The 23,363-nt window shown below is 38.7% G+C and carries 21 protein-coding genes, 2 pseudogenes and 2 other annotated features; all 23 genes and pseudogenes read right to left on the reverse strand.

Features of this window, described 5'->3' with window-relative positions; all coding sequences use genetic code 11:
- Window positions 1-434: 434 nt before the first annotated feature.
- Window positions 435-890 (reverse strand): ACT domain-containing protein, encoded by a 456-nt coding sequence (locus ACQKMI_RS02290; RefSeq protein WP_053484814.1) that lies wholly within the window; start codon window positions 888-890, stop codon window positions 435-437.
- 24 nt (window positions 891-914) lie between these two features.
- Window positions 915-2,204: a GTPase ObgE gene (gene obgE, locus ACQKMI_RS02295; protein WP_427414369.1), complete on the reverse strand. Its 1,290-nt coding sequence runs from the start codon at window positions 2,202-2,204 to the stop codon at window positions 915-917.
- A 5-nt stretch (window positions 2,205-2,209) separates the two neighbouring features.
- Window positions 2,210-2,737 carry a Spo0B domain-containing protein gene (locus ACQKMI_RS02300; protein WP_323647586.1) on the reverse strand — a complete coding sequence of 176 codons (528 nt, stop codon included), beginning with the start codon at window positions 2,735-2,737 and terminating at the stop codon, window positions 2,210-2,212.
- A 659-nt stretch (window positions 2,738-3,396) separates the two neighbouring features.
- Window positions 3,397-3,696 carry a 50S ribosomal protein L27 gene (rpmA, locus tag ACQKMI_RS02305; protein WP_016991892.1) on the reverse strand — a complete coding sequence of 100 codons (300 nt, stop codon included), beginning with the start codon at window positions 3,694-3,696 and terminating at the stop codon, window positions 3,397-3,399.
- Window positions 3,693-4,049, reverse strand: coding sequence for a ribosomal-processing cysteine protease Prp (locus ACQKMI_RS02310; protein WP_427487013.1), 357 nt, complete (start codon window positions 4,047-4,049; stop codon window positions 3,693-3,695). Before ACQKMI_RS02310 ends, rpmA begins: the two co-directional genes overlap by 4 nt.
- Window positions 4,050-4,065: 16 nt before the next feature.
- The gene (rplU, locus tag ACQKMI_RS02315) at window positions 4,066-4,374 is read right to left on the reverse strand and encodes a 50S ribosomal protein L21 (RefSeq protein WP_323647589.1); all 309 of its coding nucleotides are present in this window, start codon (window positions 4,372-4,374) and stop codon (window positions 4,066-4,068) included.
- Between the two features lie 14 nt (window positions 4,375-4,388).
- Window positions 4,389-4,464: a sequence feature (ribosomal protein L21 leader region), on the reverse strand.
- Between the two features lie 45 nt (window positions 4,465-4,509).
- A complete protein-coding gene (locus ACQKMI_RS02320) occupies window positions 4,510-5,121 on the reverse strand; it encodes a stage IV sporulation protein FB (protein ID WP_427487014.1) in 612 nt (203 codons plus the stop codon).
- Window positions 5,111-5,665 (reverse strand): peptidoglycan DD-metalloendopeptidase family protein, encoded by a 555-nt coding sequence (locus ACQKMI_RS02325; RefSeq protein ID WP_427414371.1) that lies wholly within the window; start codon window positions 5,663-5,665, stop codon window positions 5,111-5,113. The genes ACQKMI_RS02320 and ACQKMI_RS02325 overlap by 11 nt, the downstream gene beginning before the upstream one ends.
- 94 nt (window positions 5,666-5,759) lie before the next feature.
- Window positions 5,760-6,557 carry a septum site-determining protein MinD gene (minD, locus tag ACQKMI_RS02330; RefSeq protein ID WP_323647594.1) on the reverse strand — a complete coding sequence of 266 codons (798 nt, stop codon included), beginning with the start codon at window positions 6,555-6,557 and terminating at the stop codon, window positions 5,760-5,762.
- Between the two features lies 1 nt (window position 6,558).
- Complete coding sequence (minC, locus tag ACQKMI_RS02335) at window positions 6,559-7,227, reverse strand: septum site-determining protein MinC (protein ID WP_323647595.1); 669 nt, start codon at window positions 7,225-7,227, stop codon at window positions 6,559-6,561.
- A 27-nt stretch (window positions 7,228-7,254) separates the two neighbouring features.
- Window positions 7,255-7,779, reverse strand: a complete 525-nt coding sequence (gene mreD / locus ACQKMI_RS02340; RefSeq protein WP_427487015.1) for a rod shape-determining protein MreD — start codon at window positions 7,777-7,779, stop codon at window positions 7,255-7,257.
- Entirely contained in the window at window positions 7,779-8,690 is a 912-nt protein-coding gene (gene mreC, locus ACQKMI_RS02345) for a rod shape-determining protein MreC (RefSeq protein ID WP_427487016.1), read from the reverse strand. The genes mreD and mreC overlap by 1 nt, the downstream gene beginning before the upstream one ends.
- A gap of 13 nt (window positions 8,691-8,703) precedes the next feature.
- The gene (locus ACQKMI_RS02350; protein ID WP_323647602.1) at window positions 8,704-9,723 is read right to left on the reverse strand and encodes a rod shape-determining protein; all 1,020 of its coding nucleotides are present in this window, start codon (window positions 9,721-9,723) and stop codon (window positions 8,704-8,706) included.
- A gap of 626 nt (window positions 9,724-10,349) precedes the next feature.
- A pseudogene (locus ACQKMI_RS02355) lies at window positions 10,350-10,496 on the reverse strand (JAB domain-containing protein); the annotation flags it as partial.
- Between the two features lie 148 nt (window positions 10,497-10,644).
- Window positions 10,645-12,528 carry a group II intron reverse transcriptase/maturase gene (ltrA, locus tag ACQKMI_RS02360; RefSeq protein WP_427487017.1) on the reverse strand — a complete coding sequence of 628 codons (1,884 nt, stop codon included), beginning with the start codon at window positions 12,526-12,528 and terminating at the stop codon, window positions 10,645-10,647.
- A 766-nt stretch (window positions 12,529-13,294) separates the two neighbouring features.
- Window positions 13,295-13,816, reverse strand: a pseudogene (gene radC / locus ACQKMI_RS02365) (RadC family protein); the annotation flags it as partial.
- 34 nt (window positions 13,817-13,850) lie between these two features.
- Window positions 13,851-14,444, reverse strand: coding sequence for a Maf family protein (locus ACQKMI_RS02370; RefSeq protein ID WP_427487018.1), 594 nt, complete (start codon window positions 14,442-14,444; stop codon window positions 13,851-13,853).
- A gap of 99 nt (window positions 14,445-14,543) precedes the next feature.
- Window positions 14,544-15,188: a hypothetical protein gene (locus ACQKMI_RS02375; protein ID WP_427487019.1), complete on the reverse strand. Its 645-nt coding sequence runs from the start codon at window positions 15,186-15,188 to the stop codon at window positions 14,544-14,546.
- A 549-nt stretch (window positions 15,189-15,737) separates the two neighbouring features.
- Window positions 15,738-16,991 (reverse strand): bifunctional folylpolyglutamate synthase/dihydrofolate synthase, encoded by a 1,254-nt coding sequence (locus ACQKMI_RS02380; RefSeq protein WP_427487020.1) that lies wholly within the window; start codon window positions 16,989-16,991, stop codon window positions 15,738-15,740.
- Window positions 16,988-18,280: a bifunctional folylpolyglutamate synthase/dihydrofolate synthase gene (locus ACQKMI_RS02385; protein ID WP_427487021.1), complete on the reverse strand. Its 1,293-nt coding sequence runs from the start codon at window positions 18,278-18,280 to the stop codon at window positions 16,988-16,990. The genes ACQKMI_RS02380 and ACQKMI_RS02385 overlap by 4 nt, the downstream gene beginning before the upstream one ends.
- Before the next feature lie 146 nt (window positions 18,281-18,426).
- Window positions 18,427-21,072, reverse strand: coding sequence for a valine--tRNA ligase (locus ACQKMI_RS02390; RefSeq protein ID WP_427487022.1), 2,646 nt, complete (start codon window positions 21,070-21,072; stop codon window positions 18,427-18,429).
- A gap of 125 nt (window positions 21,073-21,197) precedes the next feature.
- Window positions 21,198-21,485: a binding site (T-box leader), on the reverse strand.
- Between the two features lie 269 nt (window positions 21,486-21,754).
- Complete coding sequence (locus ACQKMI_RS02395; RefSeq protein ID WP_427487023.1) at window positions 21,755-22,570, reverse strand: valyl-tRNA synthetase; 816 nt, start codon at window positions 22,568-22,570, stop codon at window positions 21,755-21,757.
- A gap of 288 nt (window positions 22,571-22,858) precedes the next feature.
- The gene (locus ACQKMI_RS02400) at window positions 22,859-23,305 is read right to left on the reverse strand and encodes a CoxG family protein (protein ID WP_427487024.1); all 447 of its coding nucleotides are present in this window, start codon (window positions 23,303-23,305) and stop codon (window positions 22,859-22,861) included.
- Between the last annotated feature and the right edge of the window lie 58 nt (window positions 23,306-23,363).

The following is a 23,363-nucleotide window of genomic DNA, read 5'->3' on the forward strand; positions in this document are numbered from 1 at the left end:
TCCAGGGTCTCGGGCCAACACGATGTTGGTCACGAAGGCGTTATCACAGGATGTGATGGTTTTAGCCTTCGAGCCTCTACCGCTGATCCCCAAGGAGTCGCCCAGTCTCCACTCCAATCAACTTATATACATGACATACGTTTTAACAAATGTAATCCCTAACTTTTGGCGATGAGCCTCTTAAATTTCACTAATGTAAAAATTCGGAATTTTCCAGTTACCAAAACCCCTTTTATTCTACAATAAATGTTGAGGTAAGGCATCTAATGAAGCCTCCCAAAACCTCTTAATGACGTTCTATCCATTACTTTTCTTTCTATGTATTTCCGATATAGAATAAGGAGCTGTCCCATGAAGTGATCATTACATCACATGGGACTGCTCCTTTTGAGCTTATTTACATTTTGTCAAAAATTCAAACTTGCTGACACTCATTACAATGCACCAGAACTAATTACTTCCGCTGACTCTACAAAATCTAAACGCTTAAGTTGCTGTATTAAATCATCAAGTTCACATGTCATACTAGTGACATCTAATGACAATGTAACATTAGCACGTCCTTGAATCGGTATTGTTTGATGGATAGTCAGTACATTGCAATGCGTAATTGTCACTGTTTCTAAAAGCTTTGCAAGTGTTCCTTTACGGTCCTGAAGCTGTAAAAAGACTGTTAAAATGCGTTCCTGCACAATTGAGTGAAAAGGAAATACAGCATCACGATATTTGTAAAACGCACTACGCGATAAATCCACCTGCTTTACCGCATCCCAAATGGAAGATACCGAACCACTTGAAAGCAAGTGTTTCGCCTCCAAAGTTTTTTGCATAGCATCCGTTAAAACATCTTCACGAACTAAATAATATCGCTGATTCGCAACATTCTTCATACGCTTCCCCCTAAAACTCTTGTCTTAATCGACAAATTCAAATTCAAACTCTTGCAGACGAACTATGTCGCCATCTTGAGCACCGCGTTCACGTAGAGCTTCATCCACACCCATTGCACGTAATTGACGAGCAAAACGACGAATACCATCTTCACGGCTAAAGTCAGTCATTTTAAATAGGCGTTCAATTGCGTAACCACTAATGATAAATGTACCATCATCATCACGAGTAATTTCGAAATCTTCACCTTTTGCTTCGTGTTTATACATTACCGTTGCTTCGGATTCTTCCTCTGTATCTTCATATAGTAGGAATTCAGGCGTTACTTCAAGTAAATCGGCAATAGCAAATAGTAACTCTTTTAAACCTTGACGTGAAACAGCCGATATCGGGAAAATTTGAACGTCTTCTCCCACTTTTTTGCGGAATTCCTCTAAGTTTTCTTCTGCATCAGGCATATCCATTTTATTGGCAACAATAATTTGTGGACGCTCTGTTAAACGAAGATTATATTGCTTTAGCTCTTCATTAATCGTTAAATAATCCTCGTACGGATCGCGGCCTTCCATTCCTGACATATCAATAACATGGACGATAACACGTGTACGTTCGATATGTCGTAAAAACTGATGACCTAACCCTACCCCTTGGTGTGCGCCTTCAATAAGACCAGGTAAATCTGCCATAGCGAAACTTCGATGATCGTCTGTTTCAATCATCCCTAAATTCGGGACAATTGTTGTAAAATGATATGCACCAATTTTTGGTTTCGCAGCAGAAACAACAGATAAAAGTGTTGATTTACCAACACTTGGGAAACCAACTAGTCCCACATCTGCTAAAACTTTTAACTCTAATATAACATTTAATTCTTGTCCTGGCTCACCTTTTTCAGAAAGTTCTGGCGCTGGGTTTGCAGGTGTTGCAAAGCGTGAATTCCCACGTCCGCCACGGCCAGATTTTGCGATAATCGCTTGTTGACCATGCTCGACTAAATCGGCAATAACAGCACCTGTTTCTTCGTTCATTACGACTGTACCTGGTGGTACTTTAACGATTAAATCGTCTGCACGTTTACCATGCATTCCTTTACTCATACCGTGCTCACCACGGTCAGCCTTGAAGTTGCGTTTGTAGCGGAAATCCATTAATGTTCGTAAGCCCTCTTCAACTTCAAACACTACGTTACCACCATGTCCGCCATCACCACCAGCTGGACCACCATTCGGTACATATTTTTCTCGGCGGAAGGCAACCATTCCGTCCCCGCCGTCGCCACCTTTTACATAAATCTTAACGTGATCGACAAACATTTAGTTCACTCCCTATTTGCTTTCAACACATATTGCCAGCACGTATTCGTCTGTTCAATTGTTTGAATGTCTAATTGTTTCAAACCTTTTTCGGTGAATGCATCAGCACTCCATAGCCCATTTAGCGTGAATGTCACGGCAAATGTATGATCGTCAACACGTACATCGAGCGCTAAGCTCTGCTCTGTAAATGGATCTAATGTATCATAAACATGCATAACTGTTTTGTTTAAGTAATCTACAACTTCCGAATCAATCGTATTTGTGACAGACATTTTTATGTCACCACTAAGCTTCATTGGTAATGAAGGATAGCGCCAACCTGCTGTTTGCAGCCATTCGATTGTTTGCGGTAATTGTATTCGATTAAAGATAGAAAGTATTTGTAACTGTTCTGAATAATTTTGAATAAGTTTTTTTGATTCATCAATTCTACCTAAATCTAAATTCATGCGAATAAGTTGAAGCTGATTCACATAATCATGATTTGCAAAACGTATTACTTCACTAATGGTTAGTGATTGATTGTTCATCCCATTCACTCCAATAAAGTTATCCTTACTAGTATAACAAGTTTTGCTGTATTTTTCCCTTAATTCTTTAATCAATTATGCCTCGGCATAATTGTAGCTGACGCTTTGCTTTCGCGCAGATAAACAATGTGTCCGGAATCGGCTTTGTGCCTAGGCCTGCACGAGGGACGACACGATGTCGGTCATTTCGGTAATGCCACAGGACGTGGCGTTTTTACCGATGCAGGTCAGTTAGCCGTTATCGCATGGATGCGATGATTTTAGGCTAACATCCTATATTGAACTCCTTTCCGATTCCGTGACATCCGCCGGAGGCTTTGGGCCAACTCGACGTTGGTCACTCAGTCGTTGCCTCAGGACGTGGCGTTCTTAAACTGAGTTCCTCTCTTTCAGCAAGTGTTTTTTTGTACCGAAAGCGTAGCGACAGGTACAGATGTTTGAACACCCACTGGAAAGTAAAAGTGACTTAAAACCGCATTCATCACACCACATAGAAGTGGGAGACTTCTGTAACTGCCGTTTCACTTACGTTACATAAAACACTTGTAGCTGACGCTTTGCTTTCGCTACCAAAAACATCTGCTGAAAGAAGTTGAAATTTAGCCAAAAAAAGGACTGCAATAAATGCAGTCCTCCGCTTTATGTTATCTTATAAAAGATTAAGCTTCTTGTGTTGTTGGGTATACAGATACTTGTTTGCGATCGCGACCTAAGCGTTCGAATTTAACAACGCCGTCAACTTTAGCAAATAGTGTATCGTCACCACCACGACCTACGTTTGTACCTGGGTAAATTTTTGTACCGCGTTGACGGTAAAGAATTGATCCACCAGTTACGAATTGGCCATCAGCACGTTTAGCACCAAGACGTTTTGACTCAGAGTCACGTCCGTTTTTAGTAGAACCTACACCTTTTTTAGATGCGAAAAGTTGAAGGTCTAATGCTAATAATAATTTCATTGTGTTCCACCTCCTACTTGGTTGTAGTTGATTTGGATATATTGTCCGTAATTTTGCACCATGGAATATACCTGGGCAGTCATTACTTGGACAATTAACTGTAGTTTCGCATCAATATCAGGCTCTATATCTGATGGTAAATCTACCTTAAGATAGCCTCCACCTTCAGCAGCTTGTTCGACTTCTGGCTGTAATTGTAATAGCGCATAAATAGCATTCACAGTACCTATGGCAATTGTAGATGCTCCTGCACATACTAAATCCTTACCAGATTCATCGTATTCAGCATGTCCTGAAAATTCGAATGCTGACACATGTCTATTTTCATCGTGATGAATCGTAACCTGTATCATTCGCTACACCTCACAATTAAGCGTTGATAGCTTCAACAACTAATTTTGTATAAGGTTGACGGTGACCTTGTTTACGACGGTAGTTCTTTTTAGCTTTCAATTTGAAAACAACGATTTTTTTCGCACGGCCTTCTTTAACAACTTTAGCTGTTACAGTAGCGCCTTCTACGAATGGAGCTCCAACTTTAACGTTTTCGCCACCAACGAATAAAACTTTATCGAAAGTTACAACCTCGTCAGCTTCTACACCTAATTTTTCAATATAGATTTCTTGACCAGCTTCTACTTTGATTTGTTTACCACCAGTTTCAATAATTGCGTACATTTTACTGCACCTCCTCTTAGACTAAGACTCGCCTGTACATAAAGGTGATCATACGATACTTAAACCTTTCCAGTGCGGTTGTAGTAGCACGGGTGCTACAAACAATAACATTAAAATATTACCACACAATTTTTTTCAAGTCAATCTATTCATTACATATTTCTCAAATGCTAAACGATATTTTCGATAGTTCCATTCTTTTAACGCTTGAAGCCATATAAATAAACATAAAATTGCTATAAAAATAGATTGTGGGAGGTAACATAAAGTTATCACGAATAGTATAAAGGCAATTATAAGAGAAAACCAGTAATAATATTCAAACGCACGAACATTTGGATAAAGTAAAAATAAACACGCTAAAAATATTCTGCCACCGTCCAAAGGAATAATCGGTAATACATTGATGACTAATAGCACAAGTTGCACATTAATTAGCTTAGTAGCAAGAAGTTCCGGCATAAAAAAAGCGAGACCAATCCCTAATAGTGTAGCGATTGGTCCCCCTAAGGCAATCCAAAGGAGTGACGTTGCTGGCACAACCGCTGGATTTTCAAATTCTATTTCCCCTCCGTAAGGTGTAATAATGCATGATTTTACGTTAACGCCACAAAGCATCGCCATCAACATATGACCTGCTTCATGCCATAATAGCGAAGATAAAATAATAGCGTAATAAGCAATTTGACCGGTGAAAATCATTAAAAATACGAGAGGAATACATAGAAGATGCAGTTTAATTTTCATTGGACTCCGCTGTTTCAAGCCACTGTACAATCTGTTCTAAGCTATATTGTGCCTTGTCTTTCTCAATCGAGATATAGAGTTGCCCGTTCTCTTTCATGCCGATTAAATCGTTTGCCTGCACTGTTGTGTATGGAAGTTGTGCTAAGCTATCCAGCATACCATAGGATACAGTTGTACCATCATCATAGCTTATCGTCATTGTTTTACCAGTATATTTTGTATGGCCGGTGAAAACGACAAGACCATTCTTTCCAGCATAAACCGGTAGGCCCATGTCATATTGCAATAAAAAACCTTCCTTAAAGACTTCTGCATTGGCAAATGATAATAGTTCAGTTTGTCCAACATCACTCGATACTAAAATTGTTGCATCATCTTTATTTAGCCAGCTTTGTCCGAGCTCGCTTAAATAGGTTAAATCCGCTGATGTTGTAACAAGTTTTCGCACCGGTGTTTCCAATACGCCTTGATCCTCTAAACGAATTACTAGCATAATTGCAGCCACAAGCAATATCGTGACCAACCATTTCCATTTTTTAAACAAGCCCTCATCCTTTTTTCACACTATATGAGCTTGCATGTCCATTCATGCACACAGAAAAAAACCTTCTCGTACAAATGCACGAAAAGGTTAATGTTTATCTTGAAAATAACGATTTTAGTTTTGAAAATACACCTTTATGTTCATCTTCAATGGCCATAAGTGGTACAGACTCTCCTAGTATTCTTCGGGCAATATTACGGTAGCCAAGAGATGCTTTATTAGCAGGATCCATTACTACTGGTTCACCTTTATTGGATGATGAAATAACCCCTTCATTATCTACAATGATTCCTAATAAATCAATAGACAAATGTGTTGTAATTTCATTAACATCCAAAGTATCACCGCTTTTCATCATGTGCTGGCGAATGCGGTTAATAATTAGTTTAGGTGCAGTAATTTCTTCCTGTTCAAGTAAGCCAATAATTCGATCTGCATCACGCACAGCAGAGATTTCTGGCGTTGTTACTACAATTGCATGATCAGCACCAGCAACAGCATTACGATAGCCTTGTTCAATGCCCGCTGGACAATCTATTAAAACATAATCATAATCTCTTTTTAATTCTTCTACTAGGCTCTTCATTTGCTCAGGCTTAACAGCATTTTTATCTGTCGTTTGAGCAGCAGGTAATAAAAATAGTTTTTCATCTACACGTTTATCTTTTATTAGCGCTTGATGAATTTTACAGCGCCCTTCAACAACATCTACTAAGTCATAAATAATTCGATTCTCAAGACCTAAAATCACGTCCAAATTACGTAAGCCAATATCTGTATCTACTAAACAAACTTTTTTACCTTGTAGCGCCAATGCAGTCCCAAGGTTAGCCGTTGTCGTCGTTTTTCCGACACCGCCTTTACCTGAAGTTATGACGATCGCTTCTCCCACACTAGCTTCCTCCCTTAGACACATTTAACAATGGTCGAATATTTTTTAACGCGTGAATTTGATCGTACGTAATGCGCCCATCATAGCCAATAAATGCACAAGCCATCTCTTCCTGATTAATCGTTTTTACATGTTCGTCTGACATTGCCTGAACCTGATCAGCAATCATGATATGTGTGGCTTCAAAACAAGATGCTGCAATGATTGCTTCCTTATTACCATGAACACCTGCATGTGCAATTCCTTTGAGTTTACCTAGGACATACACATTGCCGGCTGCTTCTACACGTCCGTTCGGATTGACATTTCCTACGATAATAATATCTCCTGGCGAACGTAGAACTTGCCCCGATCTGACCACACCTAAATATGTATCTTGTTGACTTTCAATCCTTTTCTGGTTGCTCTCATGGACAGTCAGTACTTCACTTTGCACCTTTGAAACGATTAGTTGCTCTGTTTCCTGAACACTTTTAATAAGCTCTTTGATTTGTTCATCAGAACAGTATCGATAGCCCAAATATAATTGTACATCTACTTTACTATCGATACCGCTCTCTGAAACTTTCTTTTTAAGCTCTTCTACTAAATCGACATACGCACATTGATCGTCTAAATGAAGAATAAATCCATCCTTTGTTCCCTTCATATTAACTAACTGTTTTTTCATGAATGCCTCACCCCACGTTGCTCTTTGTTAAGAAACTTCACGTGCTCTCTGTAAGACACGCGCATTAATCAGATACTTGAAGGCCCAACCAAGAATCATTAAAAATAGTGCATTAGCAATGATCGTTGGCAGTAGTCGTGAACGTAAGAAATCCGAAAATGGAATCGTTGTAAAGTCGATAAGATAGAAGAATTGATAGAGTATAAATTCTAAAATTGCTACTAAAACAACTGAAATCGTCGTTGTCACAACTAAGTGCTGATGAATAACCTTCACAATTGACCCTGCTAAAAAACATATAAGCGGAAACAGTACTGAATATAATCCAATAATATCAATGTAAAACACATCATACAAGACACCAAAAAAAAGTCCATACATTACCGCTCGTTGACGGCTGTAATAGATGGAAATAAATATTAAATATAAGATTAAAAATCTAGGAACTAAATAATAGATTTGCCCTTTCACTTCAATCGGTGAAAGCATAGCAAACTCCGGTTCTAGTAAAAATAGTAACACTGCCACAAAGGGGATGAGAAATCGAACCATTATTCCGCCTCCTCTTTATCCTTTGGTGGATGTGTTAAATCTCCGTTCGATGCATTACCATCAGATCCATCTATCACAGTAGAGGAACGTTTAGCAATAACAACATAGTCTAAAATTGAAAAATCAGCAGATGGTTTTACATAAGCCATTTTTGTTAAGCCATGATCATCTGTACTTACTTCAGTTATTTCTCCGATTGGCACATTTTTTGGGAAAACACCGCCAAGTCCTGATGAAACTACTTGTTGGCCTTTTTTCACTGTTGATCTTGAATCGATTCGCTTCATAATGAGTTCATTACGCTCTTTATCATAGCCCTCGATTAAACCGTATGCTTGTTTATCTCCTTGAACCATCGCAGAAACACGATAGTTTGGATTATTTGTATATAAAAGCTCTACTTCAGATGTGAAAGGCGTCACTAAAGTAACTTTACCGACTAACCCTTTCGCTGTCATAACTGCCATATTTTTTTCTACACCGTGTGAAGATCCTTTATCTAAAATAATTTTTTCTTCCCACTGGTCAGGATTTCTAGCAATAACTGTGGCATGAATCGGATCATATGCTTTTAAGCTTTCCGATTTGTCCATAAGCTCTTGAAACTTTTTAATATCAGATTTCAAGTCCGCTGCCTCAGCTTGTACAGCAACAAATTCATCTAAGCGTGCTTTTAAACGTTTATTTTCTTCGTACGTGTTTAAGAGGGAATCAATACTATCAAAAACACCAGCAATATAATTCGCCGGCTTCGCAACAATGGATTGTGCGACGCCGACAGTGTCTTTAATAATTTGCTCTGGTAAAGTTGCATTCGTCCGTTCACGTAATGAGAAGCTAATCAATGCCACAAGAAAAACCATGCCCACGAGCAGCAAAATTAATTTCTTATTGAAAAAAAAATGTGGCATTGCCTAAACCTCCTTACCCTTTAACTTGTTGTTGACGAATTAAATCAATATGATCTAGAGCCTGACCCGTACCAATAGCAACACAGTCTAGTGGATCTTCTGCGATAAATACTGGCATATTAGTTTCTTGGCTAATAACTTTGTCTAAGTTTGCTAATAGCGCACCACCACCTGTTAGTACAATTCCGCGTTCCATTACGTCTGCAGATAATTCAGGAGGTGTTTGCTCAAGCGTTTTTCGAACACCATCAATAATAGATGCTACCGCTTCACGTAAAGATTCAGAAATTTCCTGTGAAGAAATTTCGATCGTTTTAGGTAAACCTGTTAAAAGATCGCGTCCTCTAATGTCCATTTTTTCTCCTGGACCCTCAGCCAACGCTGTACCTATTTCCATTTTCACTGCTTCCGCAGTACGTTCACCGATTGTTAAGTTATATGTTTTACGAATATACGAAATGATGGATTGGTCCATTGCATCCCCGCCGACACGTACAGATTCACTAGTTACAATACCACCTAATGAAATTACCGCTACCTCTGTTGTACCACCACCGATATCAACGACCATTGACCCTGTAGGATCCCATACTGGTAAGTTTGAACCGATTGCTGCTGCAAATGGCTCTTCAATTGTAAATGCATCTTTGGCACCTGCTTGACGAGCAGCGTCAATAACCGCACGTTGTTCAACCGATGTAATACCATAAGGCACACAAATCATAACATTCGGCTTTTTCCAATTACCACCAGAATTTTTACAAGCTTCTTTTAAATAGTATTCTATCATTGCTGTCGTAATATCAAAATCAGCAATAACGCCATCTTTCATAGGACGGATTGCTACGATTGAGCCAGGTGTACGACCAATCATATTTTTTGCATCGTTACCAACTGCAACGATATCTCCAGTTTTTGTATTTTTCGCTACGACTGAAGGTTCGCGTAAAACGATTCCCTTCCCTTTAATAAACACTAATGTATTCGCTGTGCCAAGGTCAATCCCGACATCTTTACTTCCTAATCCAAACAATTTGTGTACTCCCTTTCTATTTAAGCCATACTTTCGTTGACATCAACTTACACCTCGGCGCGTTTACACCCCGAGGATTTATCTTCATTCACTCGGTGTTAGACACCTACTGAAAAAAAACTACACACTCAATTATCTCACACCTGTTGGAATGAGAGTCTTTTTCTGAATAAAAATAAAATCATACCTTTCATTATAACGGAAAAACGCAAGAATTTGTAGTACCACATACCTCTTCTCGCGGAAAAGATACTATTTTAATTCCCTCCTAAACAAAAACAGTACGTATAGATTAGCATATAATTTTTATTCTTGTAAGACAACGTGTAATAGGCTACCAATTTTTGTGAATATTATAGACATTTCTACGAATACAATAACGTTTTCTATAAAAAAAGGTTCGCTTTCATTTTTAGCTTTCCGCAAAAAAATACAAAAATTTTTATTTTTAATATAATGAAGCGATTTGATTCTTCATCAAATGTTAAAATCAGAAACCAAATGTGTTTCCCGAAACGATTCGGTGACTCCCCTACAGTCTTAATTACTTACCTCAACAAATCTTATTGAGCTAGAGATTTTCATCTTTAAACTAAATTAAAAAACTCTGCATTATGCATGCAGAGTTAAAAATATCCTTTTTCTTTCAAGCTAATAAACTGATGATCACCGATGATGAGATGATCTATCAAATCAATGCCTATAATATAACCAGCCTCTAAAATTCTTCTCGTCACTTCAATATCCTCATCACTGGGTGTTGGTACGCCACTAGATAGCAATAGGTAAGGCTTTGAAATTATCGCCACCTTTTCCCCTGCTCCACACCGTGCATGCAACTTTCATCGCACACGGCGTTCCATCGTTCGTTACGTTCTTTCATTTTTCTCAAACCACGATTCGTTCATTATTCCTTACGTGTTAAATTGCTTCGTTTCCAACCATTTTTCTTAATTGATTGATTTTGTTTCGTTGTTCGTCATTTGGCTTCATTATATCTGTATATTTTCGAATGGTTTCGTCGGATGTCGCATGAATGAGTCTGTGTACATCTCTTGATAACAAGACCAAGTTCACATATCGGTCATCCTTCGTTTCATACCATAATGTTTTATGATGACAATCCATTTCGGTTAAAATTAATTCATCACCCATGACAGCGCATTTCCCATTTTGTGCGACAAATAGGGATATACGGTTATCATTTAATTCAATGGTTGCACGTTCACTTGTGATGGGGTGTTCCCGTAACCATTGAAGCTGCCATTCAGGTACACTACGTTGATTTCGGTGAATCAACGCACGACCTTCAGGGGTAAATTTACAAACGCCATTTTTCGGCATCAATGCCGTTCTGGTTCGAATAAAGCCAATGGGAATAATGGGGTAATCATTGATATACCTCGTCATTTCTGACTTTAAGTACGGTCGAATGCCTTTATCAGTGATACGGTATCCTTTTGAGCGTTTCTTTAAGGACAAATGTTTAAAGCGGTGTCGCTCTACTTGTGTCAATTGATATTGAATCGGTATCAAACTCGCATTGACTTGCGTGGCGATTTGATAGTAATTATGAATACCAATGACCATACTGTTGTAGATTTGAAGTTGCTTTATAAGTTCTGTCCCATTAGGTGCTCGTTGGATGGCATTGATTTGATTTTTCAATTGGTCTTTAATACGCTTTCTCGCCTTTTCGGTGATGTGCGATTGACAAACAAATTTCTTGTTTCCAACACGGTCATAGCCTTTTCGTTCCATCTTCAAGTCAAACCCTAAAAATTCACTGCTTTTCTTTTTCAAGTTTGTAATCTGTGATTTTTCTTCCGAAATAGAAAGTCCTAATCGTTCTTCTAACCACATTTTACTTGCGGTGAAAATCTTCTTCGCATCTGCGCGTGACGTAGTAAAGATTTTAAAATCGTCTGCGTAGCGCACAATATACATTTCTTTTAGCGTTGATGTCTTTCGAAGTCGTCGGTAACGATATTGATGGCTATATAGACCTGTTTTCTTATTAAGATAGTCGTTAATGGAATGGCACTTCTTACTTTCCCACTGATTCGCAATCCACCAATCAAATTCATTTAAATTGATATTTGCAAGTAACGGTGAAAGTATACCTCCTTGGGGTGTACCTTTTGTCGGATACGTAATGTCGCCATTCGGTAAAACAACAGGTGCTTTTAGCATTTTCCGTAAAATCACGAGTAACTGCTTATCTTGAATACCCATTGTCCAAATTTGACGCATTAATTTTGTATGTTTCACTTCATCAAAGAAACCTTTAATATCAATATCTACAACGTATTGCATCTGATTATTATTGATGCGACTAGCCGCTATTGAAATGGCATTTTCAGCGGATTTCGTTGGGCGAAACCCGAAACTATATTTATAAAATTTCGCTTCACATATCGGCTCTAATACTTGTAGGATACATTGTTGGGCAATACGGTCCCACATCGATGGAATACCAAGTGGTCTCGTTTTCCCGTTCGGCTTTGGAATTTCCACGCATTTTACACTTCGTGGATGGTAATGACAAAAGCGTTTATTAACCGTTTTGATAAATTCATCCGTACTCAACTTTTCAATATCATAAATTGTCACACCATCAACACCCGCTGTTGCACTCCCATTATTGCGTTTGATATTGCGATAAGCGAGTAAAACATTATCATCAGATGTGATTATCGACATTAAATTTTTAAATGGTTGGTTCTCTTTACTTTGTGCATACAATGCATCCAATGTTTCGGTCATGCCATAATATTCGGCATGGCGAAGTCTTGTGTTTTTCATTCTAGGAATCTTTTTGAAGTTTTCGCTCAAGGTGCATCACGCTCCATTTGTTGGCTCGTGACCTTTTTAGTCATACGAGAATCCTTGAAGGTTTGAGTTAAAATCACGTGAACAAACGACTTGAGGCTATCGCTCCATTTCCATTACAGAAACTTCAACGCTCATGCCTCTACTCTCACTACCATAAAAGAAAGTTATAGAGAAGCCTCTTTTCCTTTCCACCACTTCATTGCGTGTGTCTGCTCCATGTTGGTAGCTTTCCACGTTCCCTTCACTCTATCTATGTCCTAACTTAGGTGCTAGCTCTTACCTGGCGTCCTCTCCACCGCCTATAACGGTGCATGGAGCTTTCGAAACCACCATACTTACTCGCCCACGGAACGCGCTTGTCTCTTTCAACAAGCTCACTCATTTCTAAGTGCTCGCCACTCACAGATAGTACATTCGCTAGTTCGTCAGTGTTTTACCACATTCTCACCATATTAGGTTTTTAGCGACTCCCGACCTATCCGCTACAGCACCTACCTCTAGGTGCATTTCGGTTACAAAGATTTCTAGTACTACGGTAGCGTTCAGCCGACTTCACCGAGCTTCACACTCTATTCAATGACACCTTTGAATAACGCATGTCGGAGTATTAGAGTAGGCGTTTTGAGACGTTACCCTCTCATTCCACCTATCGAGCGAAGAGTTCACGACTCTCTTACTTGTCTTTGCGACGTTCGGACAGCGTGCATAACCTTTTCAGTTATGAACGTGTCGCACGATGATTATGTGAACAAATAATAGAAGCTGCAGATCTTTTTACAGCTTCACGGAAAATTTCCCGAGGATGGACAATCGAAGCATTTAGACTGCCTATAAAAATCGTCTGTCTATGAATAATTTGATTCTTCACATTTAGAAAAAGAACTACAAAATGCTCCTGGTTCAGTGAGGTCATATCAGGCATTAAATAGGCAGCGGCATCCTGCGGTGAACGAATCGTATATTTTTCATCGCTTTGTTTCTGCGCGAGACGTCTACCGAGTTCAATTGCCGCTAATAACTGAATGGCTTTAACCTCACCAATCCCTCTAATAGCAACCATTTCTTCTATTGTTGCATGTTTCAAATGATGTAAACGCTCAAAAACGCTTAGTACGCGATTTGCAAGTACAAGGACAGACTCTTCTTTAGTGCCTGTCCTTAGTAAAATAGCCAGTAGCTCCTGATTCGATAAACTCATAGCTCCTTGTCTACGTAGTCTTTCACGGGGGCGATCCTCTATATGAACGTCTCGTATCATCGTCCTTGGTAAAACATCATTCGTCAAAAAAGCCTCACTCCTTCGCAAATTGGATAATATTGCGTGCCACCAATTGCGTAAACAACGCTGCAAGTGGTAAGCCGACAACATTGTTATAATCTCCTTCGATGCGTTTCACTAGAAGGGTTCCAGCAGTTTGAATGCCATAACCACCTGCTTTATCAAATGGATCTCCAGATTCTACATATGCTTCGATGAGCTCCTGCGATAAATGATGAAAGACTACATTTGTCTCTTCGACAAATGTTGTTTCATTACCGTTAGGCTCAATAATGGCAACAGCTGTCATGACCGCATGACACTTACCTGATAAGCGTAATAAGTGAGAAATTGCCTCCTCACGATTTTTTGGTTTATGAAGAAGCTCATCATTATAAACAACAATCGTATCCGCTCCAATAATCGTTGCATTTGGAGCTTTTTTTGCCACATCACGTGTTTTCAAAAGAGCTACACCTTTTACATAATCTTGCATTGTAGTTGCCTGTACGCTTGTCTCTTCTACTTCACTAGTTATTATGTCGAAAGGAAGCGATAGCATAGTAAGTAATTCCTTTCGTCGTGGTGAAGCAGAAGCAAGCACTATCTTGTTATTGGTTTTAAACATTATCTGACCATTCCTCCTTATTAGTTATCATAACGGAGAATTTGGGATTTGAAAATTTTCTAAAAATCAAGATAATGCTTATTTCACTATCTTTTATGCTTAAAATTTCACTTGAAGGCAAGCATTTTTTGATTTGTAATGAGCCAAAACTTGTAAGCGAATGATGCTAGCATCGGTTGAAATAGACGAAGCTGCCGCTCCAATAGATTGCCAATCAGCAGGTAGCGTAGAATCTTTGGATTTTTCCTTAAAATTTAATTTTGTTGCATTTTTGTCAGCTAACACAGATGGAAGCTCTGCAATCGTTGCCTCCTTACAACTGTCACCACTCAAAGTGAATGCTTTTTTAAATGTTGCAGGATCTTTTAAAAAGACAAGTTGATTTTCATCTGTTACCACACTTGTCCAAATATAAAACTTCCCATCCACCTCGACAATGGCACTTTCTTTTAATGAAGGATGTTCAGATACAAATGCGCTTGCACTTTCATAATTTGAATAGACCCCTGCTTGACTTGCAAAAAGCATGGGTCCGTTCGTTGCCCCTCCTGCTGTCGGAATTGTTTCTCCAGAGGAATTACCATCATTACTTTTAGTGGCTACCTCAGTGCTATCACTTGAAGAAAATTTAGTACTTGCTTGAAGAATACCTAAAAAAATGCCTACACCAAAAAGTCCTACTATTCCTCCAATAATCATCGCTCGAAATATTTGTTTTCTCATCACATGACTGACAATTTTCATTCGACCTTCACCTCTTTCTTTAACGTATCAAAGTAAATTTAGAAAAGACCAATTTGATATATAAGTATATGTATAAAAAGATGTGTAAATGCGAATTTACTACATTTTGATTTACTAGTTATTTCGAAGTTTTACTGCAAAATTAACTATTTTTGCAACGAAAGTTTTACTATAAACAAAAAAGATCAAACGTGTTGATTAACCATTTTTATCCACTCTAATTAATTAGAAGGCTCTGATTTCCGCTACGGGCTACTCGCTTTCCTGCGGGCGAGCGTCGAGCCGCTTCCTCCGCTACGCTCCGTCCAGGGTCTCGCCTGTCTCGCTTTCCCGCGGGAGTCGAGTAGCCCTACGCTACAATCAGTTAAAATGGACCTATATTAGCAAAATATCAACAAAAAAATCCATTTTATCAGCAAATAATAAAAACCTATATTTTCAACAATTTTACTGAAATAATCCATCGTATAAATTATTTTTCACACTAAAAAAATCAGGACTCATTTTTTATGAGTACCTGATCTTTACTGTTGTTCGCTCAACTAGATGTTAACTATTTTTTAATCTACTACGTACTTCTGTTAATAAATACAACGAACCCGATACAATAGTCCTCGATTTGTTTACTGACTGTCGTGTTAAAAATTGCACATAATCTTCTAAAACTGCTTTACGAGAGGCGTTGGACAGCTCAAGCATGTTCTGAGCAGCCATCGCACGGGGGTTATCAAAATCAACAAAGTAAAAACAATCACTTACTTGCTCAAATTGTTGCAAAATCTCTTTTACAGCCTTATCGGCCAGAATTCCAATTACGAAAATAATCTGCTCATCCGGGAACTCATGCTTAATCGTTTCAATTAATTTCTCAGCACTCGCTGGATTATGCGCACCGTCTAAGATAATATAAGGCATAATCTCTTCAAACCGTCCTAAAATGGTTGCATTTTTCACGGCTTTTTGTATTGCTTCTTTACTAACTTGTAACTCCAATGCGGTCGCCAATTCAATAAAGGCTGTAATAGCAAGTGCCATATTATTCGCCTGATGTGCTCCCTTTATAGTGCGTGCAAGCTTTGTAATACAAAGGCCATTGTCATTATGCTCATAACTCTCTCCATCATTCTCTTGTTCCACATAAAATTGGTGATTTAGCTCAAGAACGGATGCATGTTTTTTGTTAGCTTCCTGATAGACTATATTCTTCGCTTCTAACGGTAAATCTCCGATAATAACTGGACGATACGGCTTAATAATTCCTGCTTTATGGTTGGCAATACTTTCAATCGTATCTCCTAAAAAATTCGTATGCTCTAATGCAATGCTCGGTATGATAGAGACAATCGGTGTGACCACATTCGTACTATCAAGTAATCCCCCCATACCAGCTTCAATTAGGGCAACATCTACATTACTAGCAACAAAATGTAAAAACGTTGCAACCGTTAAAAGTTCAAAATCTGTTAGTTTCCCACTAAGACCGGCTGCCTGCATTTGTTGGAAAACATGATTCATTTCAGCTTCTGTAATAGCTTGACCTTCTACTTGAATTTGGTCATGCACGTCCAAAATACAAGGAGACATAAATTTACCAACACGTAAGCCATGTTCCTTGGCGATTGATTCTAAAAATGTAAGTGTCGACCCTTTACCGTTAGTCCCTGCTAAATGCACGACTTGCAATTTGTTTTCTGGATTACCTACTCGTGCTAACGCTTCTTCAATCGCAGTTAGACCAGGTTTAATAACATCATCACTTTGAACATTCCACTTTTCCTTGAAGCTATTCAATTTTGGGATCATCGTTGTTCCCCCTGTAGCCATTGTCGAACTTCAGCTATAAAATACAAGGAGCCCGTAATGACGATAAGATCCTCATCACTTCTTTGATGTAGGATCGTTTGAACCATTTCACACCAATTCGCATTATATATTTTGTTAGTATTTGTAGATAATGCAGCTAATCGCTCAGCGGGCATAGCATTCGGAAGCTCAATTTGCGTAAATGCAATTGATGTAGCAACACTATCCATTAAAGCAATACTTTTCGCATGATCTTTATCCGATAATGCTGCGTATATAAATCGATAGTTTTGGTGCGGATAAACCGTTTTAAGTGTTTGAATTAGTGCAGCAGTTCCTTCTGAATTATGAGCCCCATCTAATATAATATTGTCAGGTAATTGCTCAAAACGTCCTGCCCACTGAGCTTTTGCCAAAGCTTGACGGACTGATACATCAGAAATATCAATAGCTCCATTCTCTCTTAACGTTAGGATCGCCGTAATCGCAAGGCTTGCATTATTTATTTGATGCGACCCAGCCATTTTTAATGGGACAGCTTCCATCTCCACATTGGCTTTACAGTAATTAAAATGTTGCATATCCGTACTTTTCTCCGTATTTTCAACCGTAAAATCCTTCCCTAAAACAAGGCATGGGGCATGGCGATCATTTGCTACCTCACTAATAACAGAAAGTGCCTCCTCACTTTTAACACCCACTACAACAGGTACACTTTCTTTAATAATTCCCGCTTTCTCAAACGCTACTTTTGCTAACGTATCTCCTAAAAACGCAGTATGTTCTAATGAAATCGTTGTAATAATTGAAATTAGGGGCGTAACGACATTCGTAGCATCTAAACGTCCACCAAGTCCCGTTTCGATCAGTGCAAATTCCACTTCTTCATCGGCAAAATATTGAAACATAATAAGTGTTACCACTTCAAAAAAGCTCGGAAATTCACCTTCATAATGTGTCTCAATAATCTCAGCAACGTTGTTCATATAGTGTAAAAATTGCGCATCATTAATTTGCATTCCATTAATAGTCATACGTTCATTAACACGCTCTAAATGAGGTGAAGTAAAGGCGCCTACTTTGTAGCCAGCATGTTGTAACATTTCTCTTAGCGCATTCACTGTTGACCCCTTTCCATTTGAACCTGCTAAATGGATAACACGTAGCTTGTCCTGTGGGTTATTAAGAAGCGCTAATACCTCTCGCATCAATACGAGCGGTGCACGTTTATGATCAACTGCCTTCAATGTAAAAATAAAATCTGTACATTCTTTCATCGTTTTGAACAAAAGAAACACTCCCTCTTACTACAATATCTCTATTTTAGTACAAGTAGCGCCCAATACACATACTTTTCGTAAAAAACTGTTGTTTACTTACACTTCAATGAAAGATAAAAAACAGCGGATGACATTTGCCATCCGCTGTCTCAATCTTACATATTTTTTAGTTCTTCTAAACGTTTTAATACAACCGCATGTTTACTTTCGTAATCGGCTAATTTTTCACGCTCCGCATTAACTAATGCTTCCGGCGCTTTAGATACGAATTTTTCATTCGATAACTTACCATTAACTAGCTTCACTTCTTTTGCCCATTTTTCTAATTCTTTTTCAAGACGAGCAATTTCTTCTTCTAGATTAATAAGTCCAACAAGTGGTAGGAATAGCTCAGCTCCAGTTACTACTGCTGTCATTGACTGACCAGGAGCTTCTAAGTTTTCTCCAATTGTTAGTGACTCTGGATTACAGAATTTTTCTAAATATGCTTTATTTGCTTCAAGTACTGTAACTGTTGTAGCATCCTTCGCTGAAATATATAGTGGCACTTTTTTGCTCATTGGTGTATTAACTTCCGCACGAATATTACGTACTGAACGTATAATATCCATTAGGAGCTTCATATTGTCTGCTTCCTCTGCAAAATGAAGATCCGCACGTACAGTTGGCCATGCTGCCACTGTGATTGATTCGCCTTCATGAGGTAAGTGCTGCCAGATTTCTTCTGTAATGAAAGGCATGAATGGATGTAATAGACGCATAGTTTGATCTAAAACGTAAGCTAAAATAGAACGAGTCGTTTTCTTAGCTACTTCGTCATCGCCATATAGCGGTAATTTAGCCATTTCAATATACCAAGAACAGAAATCATCCCAAATGAAGTTATACAGCTCACGGCCAACTTCACCAAATTCATAACGTTCTGCAAGAGATGTTACACGTTCAATTGTTTCATTTAAGCGAGTAAGAATCCATTTGTCGGCAACTGATTTTTCACCAGTTAAGTCGATTTCATCATATGTCATACCTTCCATATTCATTAAAGCAAAACGAGAGGCATTCCAAATCTTATTTGCAAAGTTCCATACTGATTCTACTTTTTCAGTTGTATAGCGTAAATCTTGACCAGGTGAAGACCCAGTAGCTAAGAAATAACGTAATGAATCGGCACCATACTGATCAATAACGTCCATAGGATCTACACCATTGCCAAGTGATTTACTCATCTTGCGTCCTTCACCATCACGTACTAAACCGTGTATTAATACATCTTTGAATGGGCGCTGACCTGTAAATTCAAGACCTTGGAAGATCATTCGAGAAACCCAGAAGAAAATAATATCATAACCAGTTACAAGTGTGCTTGTTGGATAGTAACGTTTATATTCTTCATTTGTCTCATCTGGCCAACCCATTGTAGAAAATGGCCATAGAGCTGACGAGAACCATGTATCTAATACGTCTTCATCTTGTGTCCAATTTTCTGCATCTGCTGGTGCTTCTTTGCCTACGTAAACTTCACCTGTTTCATTGTGATACCAAGCAGGAATTTGATGACCCCACCATAACTGACGAGAGATACACCAGTCACGAATGTTTTCCATCCAGCGAGAATATGTGTTTTCAAAACGAGATGGTACGAAGTTTACTTGCCCTTCTTCATCTTGTTGAAGAGTAAGTGAAGCATCAGCAAGTGGTTGCATTTTTACGAACCATTGCGCAGAAAGATATGGCTCTACAACAGCACCGGAACGTTCAGAGTGACCTACTGAATGTGTATGCTCTTCAATACGGATAAGCACGCCTGCTTCTTGTAAATCAGCTACAATTTGCTTACGGCATTCAAAGCGATCCAACCCGTTATACTTGCCAGCAAGCTCGTTCATAGTACCATCTTCATTCATAACTAGAATGCGTTCTAAGTTGTGGCGGTTACCAACCTCAAAGTCATTAGGATCGTGTGCTGGTGTCATTTTTACAACCCCAGTACCAAATTCCATATCTACGTAGTCATCTGCTACGATTGGAATTTCACGACCTACGATTGGTAAAATAACTGGTTTACCGATTAAGTGTTGATAGCGCTCATCTTTAGGGTGAACGGCTACCCCAGTGTCACCTAGCATTGTTTCAGGACGTGTAGTTGCTACTTCCACATATCCTGAGCCATCAGCTAATGGGTACTTCATATGATAGAATGCACCTTGAACATCTTTATAGATAACTTCAATATCTGATAATGCTGTTTTTGCAGCAGGGTCCCAGTTAATAATGCGTTCGCCACGATAGATTAAGCCTTTTTCATATAATTGAATGAAAACAGTTTTTACTGCATCAGAAAGACCTTCATCAAGTGTGAAACGCTCGCGAGAATAATCTAATCCAAGACCAAGCTTCGCCCATTGATCACGAATATGCCCAGCATATTCTTCTTTCCATTCCCATGTTTTTTCAAGGAATTTTTCACGGCCTAAATCATAACGTGTAATATTATCTTCTCGTAGTTTGGCTTCTACTTTTGCTTGTGTCGCAATACCTGCATGGTCCATTCCTGGTAACCAAAGTGCATCATAACCTTGCATGCGCTTCATACGAATTAAAATATCTTGTAATGTTGTATCCCAAGCATGACCAAGATGTAGTCTACCTGTTACATTCGGTGGTGGAATAACGATAGAATAAGGCTCCTTTTCACTTGTAGGCTGCGCCTCAAAAAATTTCCCTTGTAACCACCATTCATAACGACCCGCTTCAATGGACTGCGGATCATATTTTGTAGGCATTGAAATGTTTTCTGTCATTTTGACTCCTCCTGTTAACTAATAATTTTGCGGTGTGAGATAGTACCAATCATTCTGTTTTTATGTCTCATGCTGAGGCACATTTACCAGAAGATTTAAAGAAAATAAAAAAAACTCCTAACGTCTAAAAGGACGAAGGAGTTTAAATTCGCGGTACCACCTTTAATTCCAGCAGAGGCGAGTTAAGCGGTCACTATACACACATTTCATCAAGAAATAGAATACACTACTTGCTTAAGCCTTTTACTACTGGCTCTCAATTCGGTAACGGTGTTTAACCGGCTTTAACTACTGTTAGTTCACTAAAGCTGCTCGAGGGCTACATTCAATTAGGTACATATAGAAACTTTTCAGCTACCGTTTCCTCTCTTTAAATGCACTACTAATTTACTCTTCCCTGTCATAACATCTATATTCGACTTTTTCACATTGTACCCCAGAATCATGCAATTTTTCAAGTGATTTAGTCATTTTTTAGGAAGCACTACTAGAAAAGGAAGTGAAAATTCAAATGCGACGACGTAAGTATAATCCTTGGCATTTACCACCATGGCTACGACAATTTCGTTTTTATTGCAAAACGATCATTGTACCAATTTGTGTTTTTCAGTTTATACGTGTCATCATAATTCCAACATCTGGGGATTTCATCATCTTATTGCTCCTGTTACTTCTATGCTATTTACTTTTGAATGAAATCATTTGAAACACGAACCTTTAGCGGTGTATAGTCTTCAGTTAAATCCCAGATCATCGACGGAACTTCATGCCAGGAGCTGGATTCACGGACTACAATATGACTTGAGGATTCCCTCAACATTGTTTTTTGCTCAACTGGTGCACGCTTTTCTTTTTTGTCTGAAGCTACTATTGCTTCAGACTTTTCCTTTTGAGCTGCAAAAGATACAGTCTGTGATTTTTCCTCTTGTGCTGAAGCTACTACTGCAATAGACTTTTCTTCTTGTGCCGAAGCTGCTACAGCTACAGTTATTTTTTCTTGATTCGAAGCTACTACAGTTGCAGGTTGTTTTACCTGTGCCGTTTCTTTTGTAAGGTCCCCCTTCTCTATTTGAGCTGAGGCATTGACAGACTGATTTTCAAAAATATGAGCTTTTTCTAATGCTAGCTCTGGCTCATTAAAAACACTAGTAACCGTCCATTCAAGCTGGCACATCTGATTCGTCAAAACAGGTCGAATATCCTTAACCATTAAATCTTCAATAGCTGCATCCTTTGGTAAATCTACATTTAAAGGGACTGCATACTCAAAATAACCAGTATCCCCTTGAATATCTAGCGTGTCGATTTGCACTAATTCATCATCACCCATGTAAGCTTGCATATCTTGAAAATCAAAGCGAACATGTGCTGTGATATGATAAATACCCATTAATCGTAGAGAATCTTCTAACTGCGTTGTCTGCCACCGTGGCTTAATTTGTACAGCTGCTATTTCTGTTGGGCAGCCATATCCAGGAAAACAAAAAGTTTCACTCATATTCCAAGTTTTGTGTTCGATAATAATCCCTCCTCTTGCATCATATGAAGCTCCGAGGGATAGTATGCTATAGGATGATTAATTCATTTCGACTTGGCGTAATTGTGTAGCTGTTTCTTTGCTTTCGCGCAGATAAACAATGCGTTCGGATTTTGTCTTGCACCGCTCATCGAAACGCCTCTTGGACAAGAGCCCGGCAGTAACGGAAATCCCCCCAATGATGAGCCTAAAAAAGGCATACTAGAAAACTTCTTCTAGCATGCCTTTTTACTGTTGGTTCAACTGTAGTTATACATTCACCAATTTAATTTTATTTGCTACACGGTCTGTTAACATTTGTGTTGCTTTTGGTACGATTGGCTTAAAAATTGGATTTAAAACAGGACCAGCTAATCCTCCTGCTGTTACTTCCAAGAAGCCTGTCATTTTTGTATTTTCTGCATCAATACTCTCAGCTAGGAAATAACCGTTTCCTGAAAAGTTATCAGAAATTCCTTTTAATTCGAATGTTACTTTAGAAGGCGCTGCCCATTCTAAAATAGCAATCTCTACTTGTACTGTTTTTTTCAAAACACCAACATTGCCTTTAAACGTCCATGTTGAATTTTTTTCATCAATCATTTCATGTGCATTATAACCTGGGACAAGCTTTGCCCATTTTTCCATATCACTGACGAAATCCCATACATTTTCAATTCCTACAGGTACTTCGACCATATGTGTGCCAGTTGCCATATCAATTCACTACTTTCTTTTACGAATAGCTCTATTATATACGATTTTGCCCACAATT

Source organism: Lysinibacillus sp. NPDC097214 (genome assembly GCF_050277945.1).
In the GTDB taxonomy this organism is placed as follows: Bacteria; Bacillota; Bacilli; order Bacillales_A; family Planococcaceae; genus Lysinibacillus; species Lysinibacillus xylanilyticus_B.